We start from the raw sequence: 18,406 nt of genomic DNA on the forward strand, positions 1-18,406 counted from the left end.
ACAGGTTTACAAGGCATACCACTAAACTAAAACAGGCAAGGCTGATCCGAGGATCAGCCTTGCCTGTTTAATGAGAATATTATTGTGTAGCGAGCTTACTAGCGCTTTTCCAGGGGAGTGTAGTTGCGCTCTGTTTCGCCGGTATAGACCTGGCGCGGCCGGCCGATCGGCTCTTTGTTCTCACGCATTTCTTTCCATTGGGCTATCCAGCCCGGTAGACGGCCCAGGGCAAACATCACCGTAAACATGTCGGTTGGGATGCCGATGGCACGGTAGATAATGCCTGAGTAGAAATCGACGTTAGGGTACAGTTTGCGCTCTACAAAGTATGGATCGTTCAGGGCGGCCTCTTCCAGTTCTTTGGCGATGTCCAGGATAGGGTCTTTCACTCCCAGGGCGCTTAATACCTCGTCAGCAGCCTTTTTGATGATGATGGCACGCGGGTCAAAGTTTTTGTACACTCTGTGCCCAAAGCCCATCAAACGGAAAGGATCGTCTTTGTCTTTTGCCTTAGCGATGTATTTCTTAGAGTCTCCGCCATCGGCCTTGATAGCCTCCAGCATCTCGATCACCGCCTGGTTTGCGCCTCCGTGCAGTGGTCCCCAAAGGGCGCCAGCACCGGCAGACACCGAAGAATAAAGGCTTGCGTTCGCAGAACCCACCAGACGCACGGTAGAGGTAGAGCAGTTTTGCTCATGGTCCGCGTGCAGGATCAACAGTTTATTCAAAGCATCCACCACCACAGGGTTCACCTCATAATCCTCGGTCGGGAAGGCAAACATCATGTGCAGGAAGTTGGAAACGTAATCGAGGTTGTTTTTTGGGTAGTTTACCGGGTGACCCACCGAGTTTTTGTATGACCAGGCGGCAATGGTGGAGATCTTCGCAATTAAACGAATAATGGAGAGATCCACTTCCTCTTTCTGCTGGTTCGGGTTCAGGGACTCCGGGTAGAAGGCGGTAAGCGAGCTAACCAGCGCAGACAGCACGCCCATCGGGTGTGCCGTGGTCGGGAAGCCGTCGAATATTTTGCGCATGTCCTCATGCACCAGCGTATGGTTTTTGATCTTGTTGCTGAATTCAGTCAGTTCCTGCTCCGTTGGCAAAGAACCGTAGATCAGCAGGTAAGCCACCTCAATAAAGTTAGACTTCTCTGCCAGTTGCTCTATCGGATAGCCTCTGTAGCGAAGTATACCCTGCTCACCATCTAGAAAGGTGATCGCACTTGTAGTGGCACCAGTGTTTTTATAGCCTGGATCCAGTGTGATATAGCCTGACTGCGCCCGTAACGAAGAGATATCTATCGCCTTTTCATTTTCAGTGCCCTCCACGATTGGCATTTGGTAAGACTTACCGTCTAAAATTATTTCAGCAAATTCTGACATGCGTTTTTTAGTTTATGTCCGTTGTTGTGTGTCTTAGAAAGCGAAATTATGGAATAATTGTTATAAAAGGAAATAAGGGCTTGGGATAATATTCCACATCCACAATGTTTTGATGTTACACTTTCAATCAATCATCCTAATAAACGTTTTTTCCGGAAAATGTTTTAAAAAAACGCTGATTATACTGATTCTGGCGATTTTTGTGTTTATTTGAATCCGTTCGCACGCTAACCTTTCAACCAAATCTGACACCTATAAATTATAATGAATACAGCTCTTGCGTTTACCGTTGTTGTCGCCTCTCAGAATCCGGTGAAGCTGGCCGCCGCCCTGGCTGGCTTGCAGCGCATGTTCCCGGATCAGCAGTTTTCGATTAAGCCTGTTTCGGTGCCCTCTGGGGTGCCGGACCAGCCTATGACCGATGCTGAAACCATGCAGGGCGCCTTAAACAGGGTGGAAAATGCATGTAAGCATATGCCCGAGGCCGATTTCTGGATCGGGTTGGAGGGTGGGGTTGCCCCCTTACAGGAGGAGTTGGCCGCTTTCGCCTGGATTGTGGTACGGTCGAGGGAGATGACCGGGAAGGCACGCTCAGGTACTTTTTTCCTGCCCCGGGCCGTCAGCCGGCTGGTGGAACAGGGAGTTGAACTGGGCACCGCCGATGACATGGTGTTTAACAAGCACAACTCTAAGCAGGCAGGTGGCGCCATTGGCATCTTAACAGACAACGCCCTGGACCGCAAGGCACTCTACGAGCAGGCCGTTATGCTGGCACTGGTGCCTTTCAGGAACAGCGCCCTTTACGCGCCTGCCTGAATGGGTTAAAATTAAAGCGGAGTTTTACCAGGGCTGATCTGAGTCGCCCTCCAAACCGGTACTGAACCCCTGGCCGGGTTTGAAAGGGGTACCGCGCCCTTCCAGGTGATTCTTCAGGTCCCGGTGCAGTTTCAGGCGGTCCAGGTGCATGAACTCCTGCCACAGCTGCTGGTCCGCAGCCGACATCCTATCAATCAGGTCCTGCAGCTGCAGCCCGGTTTCTTGCCCGATCAGTTCCTGAATGTAGGGGTCACCATCCATCATGCCCTGTATCTTTATTCTGAAATAAGTGTTCAGTTCCAGGTATCTGTCCTCATCCAGGTTTTCTAGCGCCATTGTTAAATCGTTTGGGTAAACATTCAGGTAATGTCGGCTGGAGGTGGTTAAAAGTTGTCGCCTGCATCATCCGGCAAAATGCCCGGCGGGTTAAAAAGGCCCCAGTTGTCCAGCACATAGTTCCAGGGGTCGAAGCCTTGCACCCAACTAACAAAAAGGGTTCTGTACTCTTCAATCGCCTCCCGAATCAGGTGCAGGTACTGCGTGTCTGCAAAACCGAACATGGTCAGGGTGGTGCAGTGGGTTTCAAGCTCCCGGGCAGCCTTGCGTACCAAGGTGGCGTTTTCCATCCGGATGTCAAACAAGTCGCCTGCCTCGGCACCCGACACTTTCACGGTTAGCAGCGCGGCATCTTCCAGCATCATGGCTTTCAGGTGCACCAGGGCGGTGTTTTCCTCCGGTATCAGCTCTGCGATTTTTATGGTGAGCTCCAGTATCTCCTTGCCTTTCCGGTAAAGCGGCAGGCTTGCAGCACTCAGGTGCTCTTCATCGTGGTGGAACATATAAGGGCTGTTCTTGGTGCTGTCAGTGGTTATAGCATCGGCTTACACGCTGCTGAAAACAGGGTAGGCCTTTGGTGCTTTAAATGTAAGCATAAGGTACAGAATTGATCTTAGTAAAAGAAGTATTCTCATCGGTCCCTTTTCTGTGGGGCTGCGCAATTTCTCATGGTGTCCTTGCTGTCAGGCAGCAGCCATTATCCACACTATGCGTAAGTAAAGCCTACTTTTCAACCATGCTTTGTAAAAAGTCACGTACTTCCTGGGTGTCGTACTCTGCCATGCCTTCCTGCCTGGCTACAATCCTGCCTTCCGGAGAGATGATAAAAGTAGTTGGGATGGCATTGCTGTAAAACTCCTGCGGCAGCTGCCCGGCCGGCAAGTAAACCGGGAAGGTGAACCCTTTCTTGTTTATGTATTTGTTCACTTTCGCTGCACCGCCTTCATCCATAGAAAGCATCACAAAAGCAATCTTGTCGGAGCCCACCTTTTCATACAGCTGCTGAATGTTCGGCATTTCGGCCACGCACGGAGGGCACCAGGTAGCCCAGATATTCAAAAATACTACTTTACCTTTCAGGCTCTCGAAATTCACCGTTTTGCCAGCAAGCGTTTGCATCTTAAAGCCGGTTCTAGCCATAGAAGCGGTGCTGCTGCCTACAGGCTCAGTTTTTTCTGTAGAGGGTGCGTCGGGCATGTCAGCGTTTTTTATACCTGAGGCAAGCAACAGGCGCTGCATTTGCCCCACAACCTCGGTGTGTAAGCCTGTTAAGTATAAAACTGCGAAAATGACAAGCACGACTGCCCACCCTGGTATTTCCTTCAACGAGAATCGCTTCTTATCCATTTACCTAATATTCTATTTTCAATCCAAAGTCTTTATCCTTGCCTAATGCGGTAGTTTGTCTTTAATTACCCCATACAGGTACGTTCCTGCTATCGCTCCCCCGATGGCTACCAAGATGGCCCAGTAGCCATACCCCAGGTTCACGAACATCGGGCCCGGGCAAGCGCCCGTTAGTGCCCAACCCAGCCCAAAAATGATGCCCCCGATCAGGTAGCGCGGGACTGATTTTTCTTTTGGCGTGAAGATGATCGGGTTGCCCTGATAATCCTTCATGTTGTACTTCTTGATGAGGTAGGTGGCCACGACTCCCAGCAAAACGGCTGTTCCGATAATGCCATACATGTGGAAAGCCTGGAAACGGAACATCTCCTGAATTCTGTACCACGAGATCGCCTCCGACTTACTCATCACGATGCCGAAAAAGATACCGGTTACTATAAATTTTAATCCTTTCATGGTATGAATGCTTTTGTTGAGAGATACTTTAGTGCTGTGCGTGCTACTTAGAGTATTAAGGGCAGCAGCAGGTGCGTCATGAGCAGGCCACCGATAAAGAAACCGATAACGGCAATAAGTGATGGTACCTGCAGGTTGGATAAACCACTGATGGCGTGCCCTGAGGTACAGCCGCCTGCGTAACGCGACCCGAAGCCGATCATGAAACCACCTAGCAGCATGATCAGGAAGCCTTTTATACTAAACAGCGCCTCTGAACTGAAAATCTCCCCAGGCTGCAGGCCATCCGGCGCTGCGATACCCAGGGCTTTCAGGTCCTGAAGGGTTGCCTGCGATAGTTGCACAGCCTCCCCGTTTGTCAGGAACTCAGACGAGATCCATCCGCCCAGGATCGCACCGACCACAAACAGCAGGTTCCAGGTTTGGGAGCGCCAGTCGAAATCGAAGAACTTAACGTTTTTACCTGCCCCGCAGGCGGCGCATAGCACGCGCAGGTTAGACGAGAAGCCAAACGACTTCCCAAAAAACAGGAGAAGCACCATGACGCATGCGATTAAAATTCCTGAGGTGTACCAAGGCCATGGCTGGCTAAGTAGTGCTAACATTTTTCTTAAGCTAAATAATGTGTTTCTTTTTGAGCCAGGCATAAAACCGTGCTGCCCGCGTACTGTTTCATTTGAAGTATTGTTTTTTCCTTTAGGGCCAAGTGCCTGCACCTCCGTACCGACACAAGAAGGGTGCGTGGTGTGCTTGGCAGGTTTCCGTGGGCTTAGGCGAATAAAATTTCCCGGGTAAGAATGTAAAAACCCATTACAAGTACAAACCATCCAAACCCTTTCTTAAGTTTCTCGCCTTGTATTTTGCTCGAAAGGGCCGTTCCGATAAAAATACCGGCCACAGAAAGCGATGAGAAAGTGAGCAGGAAAGCCCAGTCTATGTTGTAATGGAAGATGTCGCCTAAAAAGCCTATCAGCGAGTTGGCGGCGATAATGAAAAGCGATGTGCCCACGGCCAGCTTCATGTCCAGCCCCGTAAACAGTACCAACGCCGGGATGATCAGAAACCCGCCTCCGGCGCCCACCAGCCCGGATACAAGCCCTACTAACGTGCCCTGCATCATAACGGCTGCATAGTGAATGCGAGGCCCTTCGTCGTCCGCTGTGTTCGGCTTCAGCGAGCGCTTACGGATCATGCTGAATGATGCCGCTACCATCAGCACTGCGAACAGTACCATCAGGAGGATGTTCTTAGTCAAATCAAATCCGGCTATGTTTACGATATGGGCCGGGATGGCAGGCACAAGGAAGCTGCGCGTAAGAAAGACGGTGCTCAGCGAAGGGGCCCCGAAGATCATTGCTGTGTTAAAGCTTACCAGGTCTTTTCTGTAAAACTTTATACTTCCCACAAAACTGGTTATGCCAACGATAAACAGTGAGTAGGCTGTTGAGATAACCGGGCTGAGGCGCATCAGGTAAACTAGTATGGGCACTGTAAGTATAGAGCCTCCGCTTCCGGTCAACCCCAGGGAAAGTCCGATTAACAAGGCTGCAAAGTATCCAAGTATTTCCATTTCTTACGTTCTGATTTTCTACAGCACAAAGGTAAGCGCCGCATGGTCGGGTTACGGTGACTGTTGTCACACGCGCTAAATTTAAGTAGAAAGGTGGTGAGTTATGCCTCTGATTGATAAATCAAGGTTTTATTTGATCCATCAAATCCAGGTCCTGCACCTCTATGTAATTTCGGTGCAGGGTAACAGCCCCTGCTTGTTCCAGCTTTTTAAGGAGCCTCGAGATCACTTCGCGGGAGCTGTTCAGCTCAAGGGCAATTTGCTGGTGCGATAACCTGACCTCATGTCCGCTTACTTTTACATGGCGCTTCAGGTAAAACAACAGCCTTTCGTCCAGCTTCTTAAAAGCAATACTGTCCAGGGTCTGCAAAAGCTCCTCGAAACGCTCCCGGTAAGAAGCGATCACAAAGCTGTGCCAGCTGTTATACTTTTTAAGCAACTCTTCCGATAAATGAGAGGGGATGAGCAGCACCTCAGCCGAATTGACGGCTTTTGCCATGATCTGGCTTTTTTCGTCGCGGGCAGAACACATCATCGACATGGCACAGGCATTGCCCGGTTCCAGGTAGTACATCAGAAACTCGTTGCCCTCATCGTCTTCCCGGTATACTTTTAAGAGGCCGTGCAGAAGCAGGATAGTTGACCTTATGTACTGGCCAGTCCGCATGGCTTCATCGCCATCGCTTAGGTGCTTAATGGTGCTGTGGGTCAGTATTTCTTGTAGCAAGGGTATTTCGAACTGCGGGAAAATATGGTGCAGTTTTTCTGGGTCTATGGCGTCCATGGCGGGCTGGAATGTGAGACTTAAATATACCGTTAAAAAACAACATTAGTGCAGGTGTTTTGAATCCTGCACTGGCCTGAAGGTCAATTCAATAGCGTAGGCTTACTTAAACGCGTTGATAGCTTCGCTTAGGTCAAGCACTCTTGCCTTTGGTAAAGCAGACGCAACAATGCTGCTTCCGGCTGCGGAGCGGTACCCGCCGGCGCAATGCACCACCACCGGTTTACCAGCAGGTATCTCACCGGCACGCTCGCGCAGTTCTGGCAGCGGAATGTTAAGGGCGCTCTCAAAAAACTTCTGGCCCTTCACCTCCGATGCGTTGCGGATATCCACGATGGTATACTTTTCCGGGTGTTGCTTAAAGTCCTGCAGGTCTATTTCCGGTGATTTTACCTTGCCTGCCCGATCCATGACAAAGGCCCCCCTTATCAGTGGCTCATACCCGATCTTGGCCGTTTTAGCGATCAGCGCATCCAGTTGCTGCTCATCTGCAGCTACCAGGTAAAAGGGTTCGCCAGGCCCGACAACACTGCCCAGCCAGGTCTCGAACTTGCCGCCTTCCTGAATGTTGATGGCACCTGCTAAATGCCCTTTTTTAAACGTATCCTGTGGGCGCGTGTCCACGATGATCGCGCCTGCTTCCGGCGTGAAATTCTTCTCCAGGCGCTTCACGCTATCAACGCTCTGCTGGTAAGCAGGAGCCCCTTTTTTATTCAGGGCGACATCATAGCCAAAGTACCTGGGCACGAACGGCTGCTCTTCTGTAATCAGTTTTACAAACTCTTCCTCGCTCATTTTCTGCAGCGCGTAATTGCCCCTCTTCTCGGCGCCGATGGTGCTGCTGTTAGCCTCGCGCAGGGCTTTTCCGCAAAGCGTTCCGGCACCATGCGCAGGGTATACCAACACCTCGTCGGCCAGCTTCATCAGCTTTTCGCGGGTGCTGTGGTACATTTCGCGGGCCAGTTCCTCTCTTTTAGCGGTCACGTTGCCGGCGCTCTCGCGCAGGTCTGGCCGGCCTACATCGCCTATAAACAGCGTGTCGCCGGTAAACACGGCACGGTCTTTTCCGTCCTGCTCCAGCACAATGCTGATGCTGTCAGGCGAGTGGCCCGGTGTATGCAGCGGCCGTAGCTTAAAGTCCCCGAAATCAAGTTCGGTGCCCTCATCGAAGGCCTCAAAAGGGTAATCGGCGCCTACCATGCTGTGGGTATATACAGTAGCGCCTGTTTTTTGGTGTATCTCTAAATGCGAGCTCACAAAGTCAGCGTGCGGGTGTGTTTCGATCACGCCTACAATCCTGGCGTTGTTGGCTTCTGCGTATGCATAGTAGGGCTGCGGGTTACGCGCCGGGTCTAGCAGCACAATCTCATTCTTCTCTTCGCTTAAGATGGCGTAAGCGAAATGGGAAAGGCCTTTGTCTTCAAACTGCTTGATCTTCATAAGATGCGATGTTAAACTATTAGCATGTGCCTCCTGATACTTATGGCTGTACGAGCTTCTTCGAGGCTTGTGTCAACAAAGGTATGATATAACCAGGCTTTGTACCGTGACGAAAGTCACACAAGTATGGCTGGCCCTCGATTCACCCCACAACCTACCTTTAAATTTATTTCCGTATAAGGAAAAATGCTTTGGTGGAGGTATTTATCTTATTCAAGTTGCGCTCTATAAATATGCTTTGAAGTTTTAAACCCACCCCTGCCCCCTCCGGGGAGGGGAATTTTACCCGTGCATGTAATTCCCCTCCCCGGAGGGGGCAGGGGTGGGTTAATCGCAATTTGGGTTATAGGTTACAGAGGTGTATGGTTTAACGCTATCATTATGAAAAACATTTTGCTTATTATGTTCCTTGCCCTTGCGGCGCTATCCGTTCAGGCCCAGACGTCGGTGCCGGCTCCTGAAGTACAGATCAAGGCGGCTGTGCTGGCTGCCCCAACCGACAAGCGGGCAGGGGCCGCGGTGTATGGCTATAGCCAGAGCGGCGAACTGGTGCTGCTGCGCAAAGGCACCAACGCAATGGTTTGCCTGGCCGACGACCCAAACCAGAAAGGCTTTTCTGTTGCCTGCTACCATAAGGACCTGGACCCTTTTATGGCGCGCGGCCGGGAGCTGAAAAAGCAGGGAAAAAAGTCGAAGGAGATTTTTGATAGTCGGGAAGCGGAGGTGAAGAGCGGCAAGCTGCAGATGCCTGCGCAGCCCACCTCGCTTTTTGTGTACACCGCCGATGACGAGAACTATAACCCTGCCACCGGCGATGTAAAGGATGGCTACCTGCGTTACGTGGTCTATGTTCCGTACGCTACCTCCGAGAGCACCGGCCTGCCCCTGAAACCAGATGCGGCCGGCATGCCCTGGCTGATGAACCCCGGCACCCATGGGGCGCACATCATGATCAGCCCTCCCATGCAGAAGGCTGGGCAGTAGCTTTTCCTGTGGCCACTGCTCATTTGGCGCTAACCGTCTGCAGCTCGCTGATGCGGGTGGTGTAGCAGGGCGATTTATAGTCGCTTTTCAGCATCCAGCCGCCATCCAGGCCCTGAGTGGCTACTTTTACCTTGCTTCTGCCAAAGCGGTCGGTCAGGCCGTCTACCACGGCCATCAGCTTGCGCTGCTTTTCCCTGTCCACGGTGTCCAGGAGGCCGAGCTGCACCTGGTTCTCAGGGATGATCTCCCCCACGATCACACCGGACTTTTTATAGAAATAGCCCTCCCTGTAAATGGCTTTCAGGGCCAGGCAGGCGTAATGGATCAGTTCCAGGTCGGAGTTAGAGGCAACGGGCAGGCACACGGTTTTGCTGTTGTAATACTGCCTGTCGTTTTCGGCAAAGGTGTTGGTGGTGACAAAAACCGTCAGGAGCCGGGCGCAGCTTTTCTGGCCCCTCAGCTTGCGGGCGCACTTGGCGGCGTAAGAGGCGGTGGCCTCCTGCACCTCGTCGAAGGTGCTTACCCGCTTGCCGAAACTCCTGGAGGTGCAGATGTTCTGCTTGGGCGGCGTTACCTCCTCCAGCTCCAGGCACGACTCCCCGCGCAGCTCTTTCAGCAACCGCACGCCCACCACCGTCATGTGCTGGCGCACCCAGTTCTCCGACAGGTTGGTGAAGTCGAGGGCGGTGAGCACCTGGTGCTTTTTCAGGAAGCGGGCATACCGGCCGCCAATGCCCCACACATCCTCTACTTTTGTCGCTTCCAGCGCCTTCCGGATATGGGTCGGGTCGGTGAGCACCAGCACCCCTCTGGCCTTGCCTGATTTCTTGGCCAGTTTGTTGGCAACTTTGGCCAGGGCCTTGGTGGGGGCAACGCCCATACTCACGGGAATGCCGGTCCAGCGCTGCACGGTGCGCTTGATCTCCCAGGCATAGGCAAAAAGGTCTTTGTCATAGAAGTCACCCAGGTCCAGAAAGCACTCATCGATGGAGTATACTTCCACATGTGGCGTAAACTGCGCCAGCGTCTGCATCACACGGTCCGACATGTCGCCATACAGCACGTAGTTAGACGAGAAGACGTGCACCTGCCCGGTTTCGGCCAGCGTCCGGATCTTGAAGAACGGCTCCCCCATGGGGATGCCCAGCGTCTTGGCCTCGTTGCTGCGGGCGATCACGCAGCCATCGTTGTTGGAGAGCACCACCACCGGCCTGCCGTTGAGGGCGGGGTTAAACACGCGCTCGCAGGAGGCATAAAAGTTGTTGCAGTCGCAGAGGGCGTAAAGTGTCGTCATTGCTTAACGGGTTGATGCAGCACCCACACCACCACGCCCCACACGCGCATGTCCATCTCGTCGGTTACTTCGATAGGCTTGTAGAGGGGGTTGGCGGGCATCAGGAAGGCCTTGCCCTTGTGCAGCTTAAAGGTTTTCACGGTAAACTCCCCATCCAGGAAACACACCACCGGGTAGCCGTCCGCCGGTTTCCGGGCCTTGTCGATCACCAGCAGGTCGCCGTCGTGGATGTGGGCGTCCATCATGGAGTTTCCCTTCACCTTCATCATAAAGGTGGAGGTCGGGTTTTGGATCAGGTATTTGCTCAGGTCTATTTTGTCTTCCAGGTAATCGTCGGCGGGGGAAGGGAAGCCTGCCGAGATATAAGAAGCATACACCGGGATCTCCACACCCGGCAAGTCTGCAATGCTGTATGCCTCTACGAACCTGGAATGGATAGGGATTATCTTGGTACTGTGCATGGCGCTTCGGTTACTTTAATTTGCTATTATAATTAGCAAATACGGATAAAAGAATAATAAAAGCTAAATATATTAGTTTTATTTATTCACACGGGGTGTTCACCAAGTACACGCAGGGCCTAAAAAAAGCCTCTCGGGTTAGGGAGAGGCTTCAGGTTTATGCTGGCAATGGCTTAGTTGCCGGGCCAGGCATTCCAGGGGATGCGGATAAGCATCAGCAGCAAAGCAAGGCCGTAAAAGATGGCGATGCTCCGGAAGCCCTTGTTCTCGCCGAGCATGCGCTTGGCGCGGGCATAGCCTACCGTGATCAGCACCACGGCAATAAGCATGGTAAGCGGGTGCTCCAGCACATACAGTCGGGTAGTGGCATCGCGCATGGCCGCGCCGGATATACTTTGGGCGCCCAGCGGCGAAACAAAGTATAGAATCAACCCGATCACCCACTGCAGATGGGTCGGGATCAGGCCGAGCAGCGCCAGCTTCCTGTCTTTGTCAGCGAAAACCTTGTTGCCGAACAGGCCGGCCAGGGCAGCCAGTAGACTGATCAGCACGCCCAGCAGAACCAGGTAGGCCATGTAAGAATGCAAGTGTTGTAATCCTTTATCCATAGGGTTGCTTGTTGATGGTATCAGGTGTAAATATATACATTAATAGGTTGCCGCCACACACGTATAAAGTTTGTGGTATAAAATATGCGTCATTTTGAATTTTATAAATCAAACAGCTGTTTCTATCATGACCCCCGGCCTTAACCAAGGGAACGCGTGCGCCAGCCGGATGTAGAATAACACAGGGTACAGGCTAGTAAAATCCAGTATTTTAACTGCAACGTACCAGTAAGTGTCTGAAAGCACCCAGGGCAGGCAACAAAAAACCACGAACGAGCTTATTTATAAACAGATACACCAAAAGGAAACGGGTTATTTGCCGCTACTTTATTAAATAAATCGTATATATCAATACCATATCTCCTATGATCGGATTAGTTGCCTGGCAGTAGCTGATACTTCATGTAAAAGAGTTGCTATACTGCTTGTTGCTTCATGATATAAAATGATTCTGACAATGTTATAAAGACAAAATTTATATGAACATTTTAGAAAAGATCAAGACCAATTACAGTGCCTCCCTGAATGAGATGACAGTAGCTGCTTATCTCGAGGAATGTAAGAAAGACCCCAAGGTGTATGCCAAGCCCGCCGAAAGGATACTGGATGCCATTGGGGAGCCCGAGATACTGGACACCCGCCAGGACCCGGTGCTAAGCCGCATCTTCTCCAACAAGAAGATCAAGATCTACCCCGCCTTCCGGGAGTTCTATGGCATGGAAAGCACCATCGAGCAGATCGTGTCCTATTTCAGGCACTCGGCCCAGGGGCTGGAGGAAAAGAAACAGATCCTATATCTGATGGGCCCGGTGGGGGGCGGCAAAAGCTCCCTGGCCGAAAAGCTGAAGCACCTGATGCAGCAGCACCCCATTTATGTGCTGAAGGCAGGTGATGAGGTAAGCCCGGTGTTTGAGAGTCCGCTGGGACTGTTTGCCGACTATACCGAAGAACTGGAAGAGGAGTACAGCATCCCGTCGCGCTACGTGCCGGGCTGCATGAGCCCGTGGGCCTCTAAAAGGCTGCGCGAGTTCGACGGCGACATCAACCGCTTTAAGGTCATCCGGCTTTTCCCCTCCATACAGGAGCAGATCGCCATTTCCAAAACCGAGCCCGGCGACGAGAACAACCAGGATATTTCGACGCTGGTGGGCAAGGTAGACATCAGGAAGCTGGCCGATTACCAGCAAAGCGACCCGGACGCCTATTCCTACACCGGCGGCCTGTGCCTGGCCAACCAGGGCCTGCTGGAGTTTGTGGAGATGTTCAAGGCGCCGATCAAGGTGCTCAACCCGCTGCTTACCGCCACGCAGGAGAAGAACTACAAAGGCACCGAGCCCATCGGCGCCATCCCGTTCGACGGGGTGATCCTGGCGCACTCCAACGAGTCGGAGTGGGCCAAATTCCTGAACGACAAGAAGAACGAGGCCTTCCTGGACCGTATTTACAAGGTGCAGGTGCCATATTGCCTGCGCGTGAGCGAGGAGATCAAGATCTACGAGAAGCTAATCAGGGAAAGCTCCCTGAAAGAGGCACCCTGCGCCCCGAAGACCATTGAGCTGCTGGCCGAGTTCTCGGTGATGTCGCGCCTGAAGGAGCCGGAGAACTCCACGATCTACTCCAAAATGCGGGTGTACAATGGCGAGACGCTGCGCGAAACCGACCCGAACGCTAAATCTATCCAGGAGTACCGCGACGATGCGGGCATAAACGAAGGGATGCAGGGCATCTCTACCCGCTTTGCCTTCAAGATACTTTCTAAGGTGTTCAACTTCGACAGCGAGGAGATCGCCGCCAACCCGGTGCACCTGCTGTATGTGCTGGAGCAGGAGGTGATCAAGATGATGCTGCCGCCTGAGGCCGAGTCGAGGTACCTGCACCTGATCAAGTCGGTGCTAGCCAGCAAGTATGCCGAGTTTATCGCCGACGAGATACAGAAGGCCTACATCGAGTCGTATAGCTCGTATGGCCAGAACATCTTCGAAAAGTACGTCATCTACGCCGACCACTGGATGCAGAACAACGACTACCGCGACCCGGACTCCGGCGAGATTTTCGACAGGAGCATTCTGAATGCGGAGCTGGAGAAGATAGAGAAGCCGGCAGGCATTGCCAACCCAAAGGATTTCCGGGCCGAGGTAACCAACTTCACGCTGCGCTACAAGGCCAACCACGGCGGTGAGAACCCACGCTGGGACTCTTACGAGAAGATCAAGAACGTGATCGAGAAGAAGATCTTCACCAACACCGAAGACCTGCTGCCAGTGGTGTCGTTCACGGCCAAATCTAACAAAGAGGATGAGAAAAAGCACAAGGACTTCACCAAACGCATGAAAGACAGGGGGTATACCGACAAGCAGATCCGCATTCTGGTAGACTGGTTTATGCGGGTAAGAAAAACAATGGCGTAGCACGTAGCCTGTATTTCGTATCACGTAGCACGACAAAAGACAATAAGAAGATAGACAAAGGAAATATCAGATATATCCTGCATCGGGAATATTTTTAATCCTGGGGCTTGTCTTCTATAGAACATTTAGTCGTGCTACGAGCTACGCCATACCTGGAAACTTTGACTCTCTAACTCCTAAACTTTCTAACTTCCAAACTACCATGAGCCATATCGTTGACAGAAGGAAGAACGACAAGGGTAAATCTACCGGCAACCGGCAGAAGTTCCTGAAGCGGGTGGAGGGCCAGATCAAGCGGGCCATTCCCGATATCATCAGCCAGGAAAGCATCCAGGACAGCAAAAGCGGCGGCAGTGTAAAGGTGCCGGTGCGTGGCCTGGGTGAGCCCAGCTTCCGGCACGACCCTGCCACCGGCAAAAAGCAGATCGTGAAGCCCGGAAACGACAAGTTTAACGAAGGCGACCGCATTCCCAAACCCAAAGAAGGCGCTAAAGGCAAGGGCAGGGGCAAGGGCTCCAACAGCCCGGGGGTAACAGAGGATGAGTTTACCGTGGTGCTGTCGCGGGAGGAGTTCCTGAAGTATTTCTTCGACGACCTGGCCCTGCCCAACATGGTGAAGAAGCTGATGGAGAGCACCGAGAACTTTGCCCTGCGCCGCGCCGGCTATACCCGCGACAGTGTGCCTTCGCGGCTCAACATCAAGAGCAGTTACCAGCAGGCGCTGGGCCGGCAGCTGGCGCTGAAAGGGGCGTTCGAGAAAAAGCTGAAAGCGCTGCTGGAGCAACTTGCCCTGGCCACCGGGCCCGATGCCATACTTGCCCTGGAGCAGGAGATAGAGAAAGTGAGGCGGCAGGCCGCTACCATCCCCTTTTTCGAGGACCTCGACCTGCGCTACAACAACTTTGAGCGCGTGCCCATCCCCATCACCTCCGCCGTCATGTTCTGCATCATGGACGTGTCGGCCTCCATGGGCCAGCACGAGAAAGACATCGCTAAGCGTTTCTTTACGCTGCTCTATATTTTCCTGACGCGGCAATACAAGCAGGTGGAACTGGTGTTTATCCGGCACCACACCGAGGCCAAGGAGGTAAGCGAGGAGGAGTTCTTTAACTCCCGCGAAAGTGGCGGCACCGTGGTGGCCCCCTCGCTTAAACTGATGGACAAGATCATGCGCGAACGCTTCGACGAGACCTGGAACGTGTACTGCTGCCAGGCCTCGGATGGCGATGTGTGGTCGAAGCAGGATGCCCAGGACTGCAAGCGGCTGCTGCAGGAAACCATCCTGCCCGACATCCAATACATGGCCTACATCGAGATCAGCAACAAGGGCAGGGAAAGCGACCTGTGGCAGGCCTACAAGCGCATCAGCAACGATGATGAGTTCTCGATCCGGCAGGTGTACGAAGCATATGAGATCTGGCCCGTGTTCCAGGGGCTGTTCCGGAAAAGGACAGAAGTAGCAGGGTAGCACAAAGTGTGTACTCGTAGGGACAGGTCGCGACCTGTCCGCGCAATGGCTGGTCCATGCAACAATACATAACTACAAAAACATCGCGCAAATAAGCTGGCAACGGCCCTGTTTACAGGCAAATACTGATGCAGACAGGTTATGGGAACGATTGTTCGGGGCACGATTCGGACAGGTTATGGGAACGATTGGCCGGTGCACGATTCGGACAGGTCGCGACCTGTCCCTACGAAAAAAGGATATATCAACATGAAAGACAAAGAGAAATACAGAGCGATGTTTTGTAACCCTAACTGGGATTATGAAACGCTGGAGGCCGCCGATGAGGTGATCAGCCGCATTGGGCGGGAGTACCTGAAGCTGAAAACCTACCCGAACCAGATCGAGATCGTGACCTCGGAGCAGATGCTGGATGCCTATGCCCTGACCGGTTTGCCGACCTCTTACCCGCACTGGAAATTCGGGAAGGACTTTGTGCTGAACCAGAACAACTATACTAAGGGCCGCATGGGGCTCTCGTACGAACTGGTGATCAACTCGAACCCCTGCATCAGCTATAATATGGAGAACAACTCTACCTGCATGATGCTGCTCGTGATCGCCCACGCCTGCCAGGGCCACAACGCCTTTTTCGCCAACAACTACATGTTCCTCGATTGGACCTCCGCTGAGTCTATTGTGGACTACATGGTGTTTGCCCGCGACTTTATCCTGAAGTGCGAGGAAGAGTACGGCGAGGAGGAGGTGGAGCAGGTGCTCGATGCCGCGCACGCCCTCATGAACCACGGGGTAGACAAGTATAAAAAGCCATCGAAGATATCGCTGAAGGAAGAGAAGGAGAGGCTGAAGAAGCTGACGCACATCAAGCGCGAGAATTACAACGAGCTCTGGAGAACCCTGCCCGCCCGGTTGTCTTTTCCGGAGGTGGGGACGGGGGAGGAGCAAAAGTTCCCGAAAGAGCCCGAAGAGAATATTCTATACTTTATAGAGAAGTATGCCCCGACCTTGCCGCCCTGGAAAAGAGAGATCATCCGGGTGGTGCGCAAGGTGTCGCAGTACTTTTATCCGCAGGGCGCCACCAAGGTCATGAACGAGGGCTTTGCCACCTTTACGCACTACCACATCATCAACAAGCTGTTCGACGAAGGCTACGTGAACGACGGCTTTATGCTGGAGTTCCTGAAGAGCCACAGCGGGGTGCTATACCAGCCGGAGTACAACAGTAAATTTTATTCGGGCCTGAATCCCTATACGTTGGGCTATAACATCTTTATGGACATCAAGCGCATCTGCCAGCAACCCACCGCCGAAGACAGGCAGTGGTTCCCGAACCTGATCGGGAAAGACTGGCTGGAGCAGGTGCATTACGTGATGGAGAATTTCCGCGACGACAGTTTTATCCTGCAGTACCTCTCTCCGAAGGTGATCCGCGACATGAAGCTCTTTACCATCGTGGACAACGAGCTGGAGGAGGAATACGAGATCGGGGCCATACACAACGAGCGGGGCTACCGCAAGGTGCGCGAGCAGCTCAGCCAACAGTACGACCGCTCGGGCCAGGTACCCAACATACAGGTAACCAAAGTAGACCTGCACCAGACCAGCAAACTCTACCTGACGCACTACATCCAGAAAGACCGTCGCCTGGACGCCGACAGCGCCTACGAAACCCTGGAGCATATCCGCTACCTGTGGGGCTTTCCGGTGGAGCTGCATTCCAAGAATAAACTGGGCATAAATGAGAGCGCTTTCGAGGTGACGTAGTATATAGCCCAGGCCTTTTTGCCTGATTAATCCTGAGCGCCGCCACAGCCTGGAATAACAGCAGGGCACTGCCGGAAGAAAGTAAATGAAACCTATTTAGAAATTTATAGTTAATGTAGTCATCGTGAACTATAATTTTCTAACTATGAAGAAGTTAAGTATGATCATCTGCGCCGCCCTCTTACTGTTTGGGTGCAGCGCTAACGAACAGGCCACCGACAGTGCCGAGATGTCGACGGATGAGACGGAAACCATGGCCACCGACGATGCCATGAACACCGACACAGACATGGAGGACATGGACATGAATGCCCAGAACCAGGACATCGTCGCGCTTGCTTCCAGCAACCCTTCGCTCTCTACGCTGGTAAAGGCCCTGCAGGCCGCCGACCTGGTAGCTACCCTACAGGGGCCAGGCCCCTTTACCGTGTTTGCGCCAACCGACCAGGCTTTTGCAGCCTTGCCGGCCGGCACCCTGGATAACCTGATGAAGCCTGAAAACAAGCAGATGCTCGCGGACTTACTTCGCTACCATGTGGTGCAGGGCAATGTAATGGCTTCCGACCTGTCGGATAACATGATGGTAAAAACCGTGAACGGAAAAGAGGTGAAGGTGATGATGCACGGAAACGGTGTGATGCTAAACGATGCCAACGTGAGCATGCCCGACATGAAGGCCTCTAACGGTGTGGTGCATGTGATTGACAAAGTAATGATGCCGCCAGGCATGTAAACTGCCTAATTCGGTAGCATAACAGCCAGCCAGGTAATGAACCCTGGCTGGCTGTTTTGTTTTTATACTTACTGCAGCCTGAACACGGCGCCTGGACTTAACCCTTTTTAGGAATAGTGTACCTCCAACTCGTCGGATGACAGGCCATAGGCAATGCCGCGCTTTAGAATAACGCCCCCCGGATGGGCAGGGTCGCGCAGTTCTTTTTCGATCTCGTTGATGGTGGTTTTCAGGGTATCGCCCTCAAAGAAACGGAACCATACCTTCTGTTCGGTCTCTTCCTCCTCCTCCGACTGTACCTGCAGCTCCATGTACCGCAGCCGCTCGATCAGCTCGTCCAGGTCTATCTTGTTGTCCAGGTACAGGTTAAAGGCTTCTCTGGCGATGGTGTTGTATTGTGGTTGATGAGACATGGGGTGCTGGTGAAGTATGAGCTGCAAGATAGGAAGTATAACTTATACTTTGCGTTTGCTTCCTGCTTAATTAAAATCACCTGCAGGTATTCGTAGGGACAGGTCGCGACCTGTCCGAATCGTGCAAGAGCAAGTTTTG

Annotated in this window: 19 protein-coding genes; 6 read left to right on the plus strand and 13 right to left on the minus strand. The window is 52.6% G+C overall.

Features of this window, described 5'->3' with window-relative positions; genetic code table 11:
- Nucleotides 1-98: 98 nt before the first annotated feature.
- The gene (locus tag AC4BAN_RS04010; RefSeq protein ID WP_490563083.1) at nt 99-1,385 is read right to left on the minus strand and encodes a citrate synthase; all 1,287 of its coding nucleotides are present in this window, start codon (nt 1,383-1,385) and stop codon (nt 99-101) included.
- 264 nt (nt 1,386-1,649) lie between these two features.
- Here AC4BAN_RS04010 and yjjX point away from each other — a divergent pair, with 264 nt between their 5' ends.
- Nucleotides 1,650-2,201 (plus strand): inosine/xanthosine triphosphatase, encoded by a 552-nt coding sequence (gene yjjX, locus AC4BAN_RS04015; RefSeq protein WP_490563084.1) that lies wholly within the window; start codon nt 1,650-1,652, stop codon nt 2,199-2,201.
- Nucleotides 2,202-2,225: 24 nt separating this feature from the next.
- Here yjjX and AC4BAN_RS04020 read toward each other — a convergent pair whose 3' ends face one another.
- The 8 genes from AC4BAN_RS04020 to AC4BAN_RS04055 all read right to left on the minus strand — a co-directional run bounded on the left by AC4BAN_RS04020 (nt 2,226) and on the right by AC4BAN_RS04055 (nt 8,134).
- Entirely contained in the window at nt 2,226-2,537 is a 312-nt protein-coding gene (locus tag AC4BAN_RS04020; protein WP_490563085.1) for a hypothetical protein, read from the minus strand.
- Nucleotides 2,538-2,584: 47 nt separating this feature from the next.
- On the minus strand, nt 2,585-3,040 hold the full coding sequence (locus AC4BAN_RS04025) for a hypothetical protein (RefSeq protein WP_490563086.1): 456 nt from the start codon (nt 3,038-3,040) through the stop codon (nt 2,585-2,587).
- A gap of 220 nt (nt 3,041-3,260) precedes the next feature.
- Nucleotides 3,261-3,884 (minus strand): TlpA family protein disulfide reductase, encoded by a 624-nt coding sequence (locus AC4BAN_RS04030; RefSeq protein ID WP_490563087.1) that lies wholly within the window; start codon nt 3,882-3,884, stop codon nt 3,261-3,263.
- Between the two features lie 42 nt (nt 3,885-3,926).
- Nucleotides 3,927-4,340: a DUF6691 family protein gene (locus AC4BAN_RS04035; protein ID WP_490563088.1), complete on the minus strand. Its 414-nt coding sequence runs from the start codon at nt 4,338-4,340 to the stop codon at nt 3,927-3,929.
- A gap of 47 nt (nt 4,341-4,387) precedes the next feature.
- Nucleotides 4,388-4,945: a YeeE/YedE family protein gene (locus AC4BAN_RS04040; protein WP_490563089.1), complete on the minus strand. Its 558-nt coding sequence runs from the start codon at nt 4,943-4,945 to the stop codon at nt 4,388-4,390.
- 164 nt (nt 4,946-5,109) lie between these two features.
- A complete protein-coding gene (locus tag AC4BAN_RS04045; RefSeq protein ID WP_490563090.1) occupies nt 5,110-5,910 on the minus strand; it encodes a sulfite exporter TauE/SafE family protein in 801 nt (266 codons plus the stop codon).
- Nucleotides 5,911-6,031: 121 nt separating this feature from the next.
- Entirely contained in the window at nt 6,032-6,694 is a 663-nt protein-coding gene (locus AC4BAN_RS04050; RefSeq protein ID WP_490563091.1) for a Crp/Fnr family transcriptional regulator, read from the minus strand.
- Between the two features lie 102 nt (nt 6,695-6,796).
- The gene (locus AC4BAN_RS04055; protein ID WP_490563092.1) at nt 6,797-8,134 is read right to left on the minus strand and encodes an MBL fold metallo-hydrolase; all 1,338 of its coding nucleotides are present in this window, start codon (nt 8,132-8,134) and stop codon (nt 6,797-6,799) included.
- A gap of 381 nt (nt 8,135-8,515) precedes the next feature.
- On the opposite strand from AC4BAN_RS04055, the gene AC4BAN_RS04060 reads away from it, so the two are divergent.
- Nucleotides 8,516-9,118 carry a hypothetical protein gene (locus AC4BAN_RS04060; RefSeq protein ID WP_490563093.1) on the plus strand — a complete coding sequence of 201 codons (603 nt, stop codon included), beginning with the start codon at nt 8,516-8,518 and terminating at the stop codon, nt 9,116-9,118.
- Nucleotides 9,119-9,137: 19 nt separating this feature from the next.
- On the opposite strand, the gene AC4BAN_RS04065 is transcribed toward AC4BAN_RS04060, so the two are convergent.
- The 3 genes from AC4BAN_RS04065 to AC4BAN_RS04075 all read right to left on the minus strand — a co-directional run bounded on the left by AC4BAN_RS04065 (nt 9,138) and on the right by AC4BAN_RS04075 (nt 11,481).
- Entirely contained in the window at nt 9,138-10,412 is a 1,275-nt protein-coding gene (locus tag AC4BAN_RS04065; protein WP_490563094.1) for a Y-family DNA polymerase, read from the minus strand.
- The gene (locus AC4BAN_RS04070; RefSeq protein WP_490563095.1) at nt 10,409-10,873 is read right to left on the minus strand and encodes a LexA family protein; all 465 of its coding nucleotides are present in this window, start codon (nt 10,871-10,873) and stop codon (nt 10,409-10,411) included. The genes AC4BAN_RS04065 and AC4BAN_RS04070 overlap by 4 nt, the downstream gene beginning before the upstream one ends.
- 173 nt (nt 10,874-11,046) lie before the next feature.
- Nucleotides 11,047-11,481 (minus strand): hypothetical protein, encoded by a 435-nt coding sequence (locus AC4BAN_RS04075; protein ID WP_490563096.1) that lies wholly within the window; start codon nt 11,479-11,481, stop codon nt 11,047-11,049.
- A gap of 479 nt (nt 11,482-11,960) precedes the next feature.
- On the opposite strand from AC4BAN_RS04075, the gene AC4BAN_RS04080 reads away from it, so the two are divergent.
- The 4 genes from AC4BAN_RS04080 to AC4BAN_RS04095 all read left to right on the plus strand — a co-directional run bounded on the left by AC4BAN_RS04080 (nt 11,961) and on the right by AC4BAN_RS04095 (nt 17,854).
- Nucleotides 11,961-13,889, plus strand: coding sequence for a PrkA family serine protein kinase (locus tag AC4BAN_RS04080; protein WP_490563097.1), 1,929 nt, complete (start codon nt 11,961-11,963; stop codon nt 13,887-13,889).
- A 202-nt stretch (nt 13,890-14,091) separates the two neighbouring features.
- Nucleotides 14,092-15,357, plus strand: coding sequence for a YeaH/YhbH family protein (locus tag AC4BAN_RS04085; protein WP_490563098.1), 1,266 nt, complete (start codon nt 14,092-14,094; stop codon nt 15,355-15,357).
- Nucleotides 15,358-15,498: 141 nt separating this feature from the next.
- Nucleotides 15,499-17,121 carry a SpoVR family protein gene (locus AC4BAN_RS04090; protein WP_490563099.1) on the plus strand — a complete coding sequence of 541 codons (1,623 nt, stop codon included), beginning with the start codon at nt 15,499-15,501 and terminating at the stop codon, nt 17,119-17,121.
- A 145-nt stretch (nt 17,122-17,266) separates the two neighbouring features.
- Nucleotides 17,267-17,854, plus strand: coding sequence for a fasciclin domain-containing protein (locus tag AC4BAN_RS04095; protein WP_490563100.1), 588 nt, complete (start codon nt 17,267-17,269; stop codon nt 17,852-17,854).
- 107 nt (nt 17,855-17,961) lie between these two features.
- Here the strand turns inward: AC4BAN_RS04095 and AC4BAN_RS04100 are convergent, their stop codons facing one another.
- Nucleotides 17,962-18,267 carry a hypothetical protein gene (locus AC4BAN_RS04100; protein ID WP_490563101.1) on the minus strand — a complete coding sequence of 102 codons (306 nt, stop codon included), beginning with the start codon at nt 18,265-18,267 and terminating at the stop codon, nt 17,962-17,964.
- Nucleotides 18,268-18,406: the final 139 nt, after the last annotated feature.

The sequence above is a fragment of the Pontibacter sp. GD13 genome, assembly GCF_058216355.1.

Bases quoted from the DNA above. Each gene is read 5' to 3' on its own strand.
- AC4BAN_RS04010 (WP_490563083.1), bottom strand. From the start codon at position 1,385: ATGTCAGAATTTGCTGAAATAATTTTAGACGGTAAGTCTTACCAAATG.
- yjjX (WP_490563084.1), top strand. From the start codon at position 1,650: ATGAATACAGCTCTTGCGTTTACCGTTGTTGTCGCCTCTCAGAATCCG.
- AC4BAN_RS04020 (WP_490563085.1), bottom strand. From the start codon at position 2,537: ATGGCGCTAGAAAACCTGGATGAGGACAGATACCTGGAACTGAACACT.
- AC4BAN_RS04025 (WP_490563086.1), bottom strand. From the start codon at position 3,040: ATGTTCCACCACGATGAAGAGCACCTGAGTGCTGCAAGCCTGCCGCTT.
- AC4BAN_RS04030 (WP_490563087.1), bottom strand. From the start codon at position 3,884: ATGGATAAGAAGCGATTCTCGTTGAAGGAAATACCAGGGTGGGCAGTC.
- AC4BAN_RS04035 (WP_490563088.1), bottom strand. From the start codon at position 4,340: ATGAAAGGATTAAAATTTATAGTAACCGGTATCTTTTTCGGCATCGTG.
- AC4BAN_RS04040 (WP_490563089.1), bottom strand. From the start codon at position 4,945: ATGTTAGCACTACTTAGCCAGCCATGGCCTTGGTACACCTCAGGAATT.
- AC4BAN_RS04045 (WP_490563090.1), bottom strand. From the start codon at position 5,910: ATGGAAATACTTGGATACTTTGCAGCCTTGTTAATCGGACTTTCCCTG.
- AC4BAN_RS04050 (WP_490563091.1), bottom strand. From the start codon at position 6,694: ATGGACGCCATAGACCCAGAAAAACTGCACCATATTTTCCCGCAGTTC.
- AC4BAN_RS04055 (WP_490563092.1), bottom strand. From the start codon at position 8,134: ATGAAGATCAAGCAGTTTGAAGACAAAGGCCTTTCCCATTTCGCTTAC.
- AC4BAN_RS04060 (WP_490563093.1), top strand. From the start codon at position 8,516: ATGAAAAACATTTTGCTTATTATGTTCCTTGCCCTTGCGGCGCTATCC.
- AC4BAN_RS04065 (WP_490563094.1), bottom strand. From the start codon at position 10,412: ATGACGACACTTTACGCCCTCTGCGACTGCAACAACTTTTATGCCTCC.
- AC4BAN_RS04070 (WP_490563095.1), bottom strand. From the start codon at position 10,873: ATGCACAGTACCAAGATAATCCCTATCCATTCCAGGTTCGTAGAGGCA.
- AC4BAN_RS04075 (WP_490563096.1), bottom strand. From the start codon at position 11,481: ATGGATAAAGGATTACAACACTTGCATTCTTACATGGCCTACCTGGTT.
- AC4BAN_RS04080 (WP_490563097.1), top strand. From the start codon at position 11,961: ATGAACATTTTAGAAAAGATCAAGACCAATTACAGTGCCTCCCTGAAT.
- AC4BAN_RS04085 (WP_490563098.1), top strand. From the start codon at position 14,092: ATGAGCCATATCGTTGACAGAAGGAAGAACGACAAGGGTAAATCTACC.
- AC4BAN_RS04090 (WP_490563099.1), top strand. From the start codon at position 15,499: ATGGGAACGATTGTTCGGGGCACGATTCGGACAGGTTATGGGAACGAT.
- AC4BAN_RS04095 (WP_490563100.1), top strand. From the start codon at position 17,267: ATGAAGAAGTTAAGTATGATCATCTGCGCCGCCCTCTTACTGTTTGGG.
- AC4BAN_RS04100 (WP_490563101.1), bottom strand. From the start codon at position 18,267: ATGTCTCATCAACCACAATACAACACCATCGCCAGAGAAGCCTTTAAC.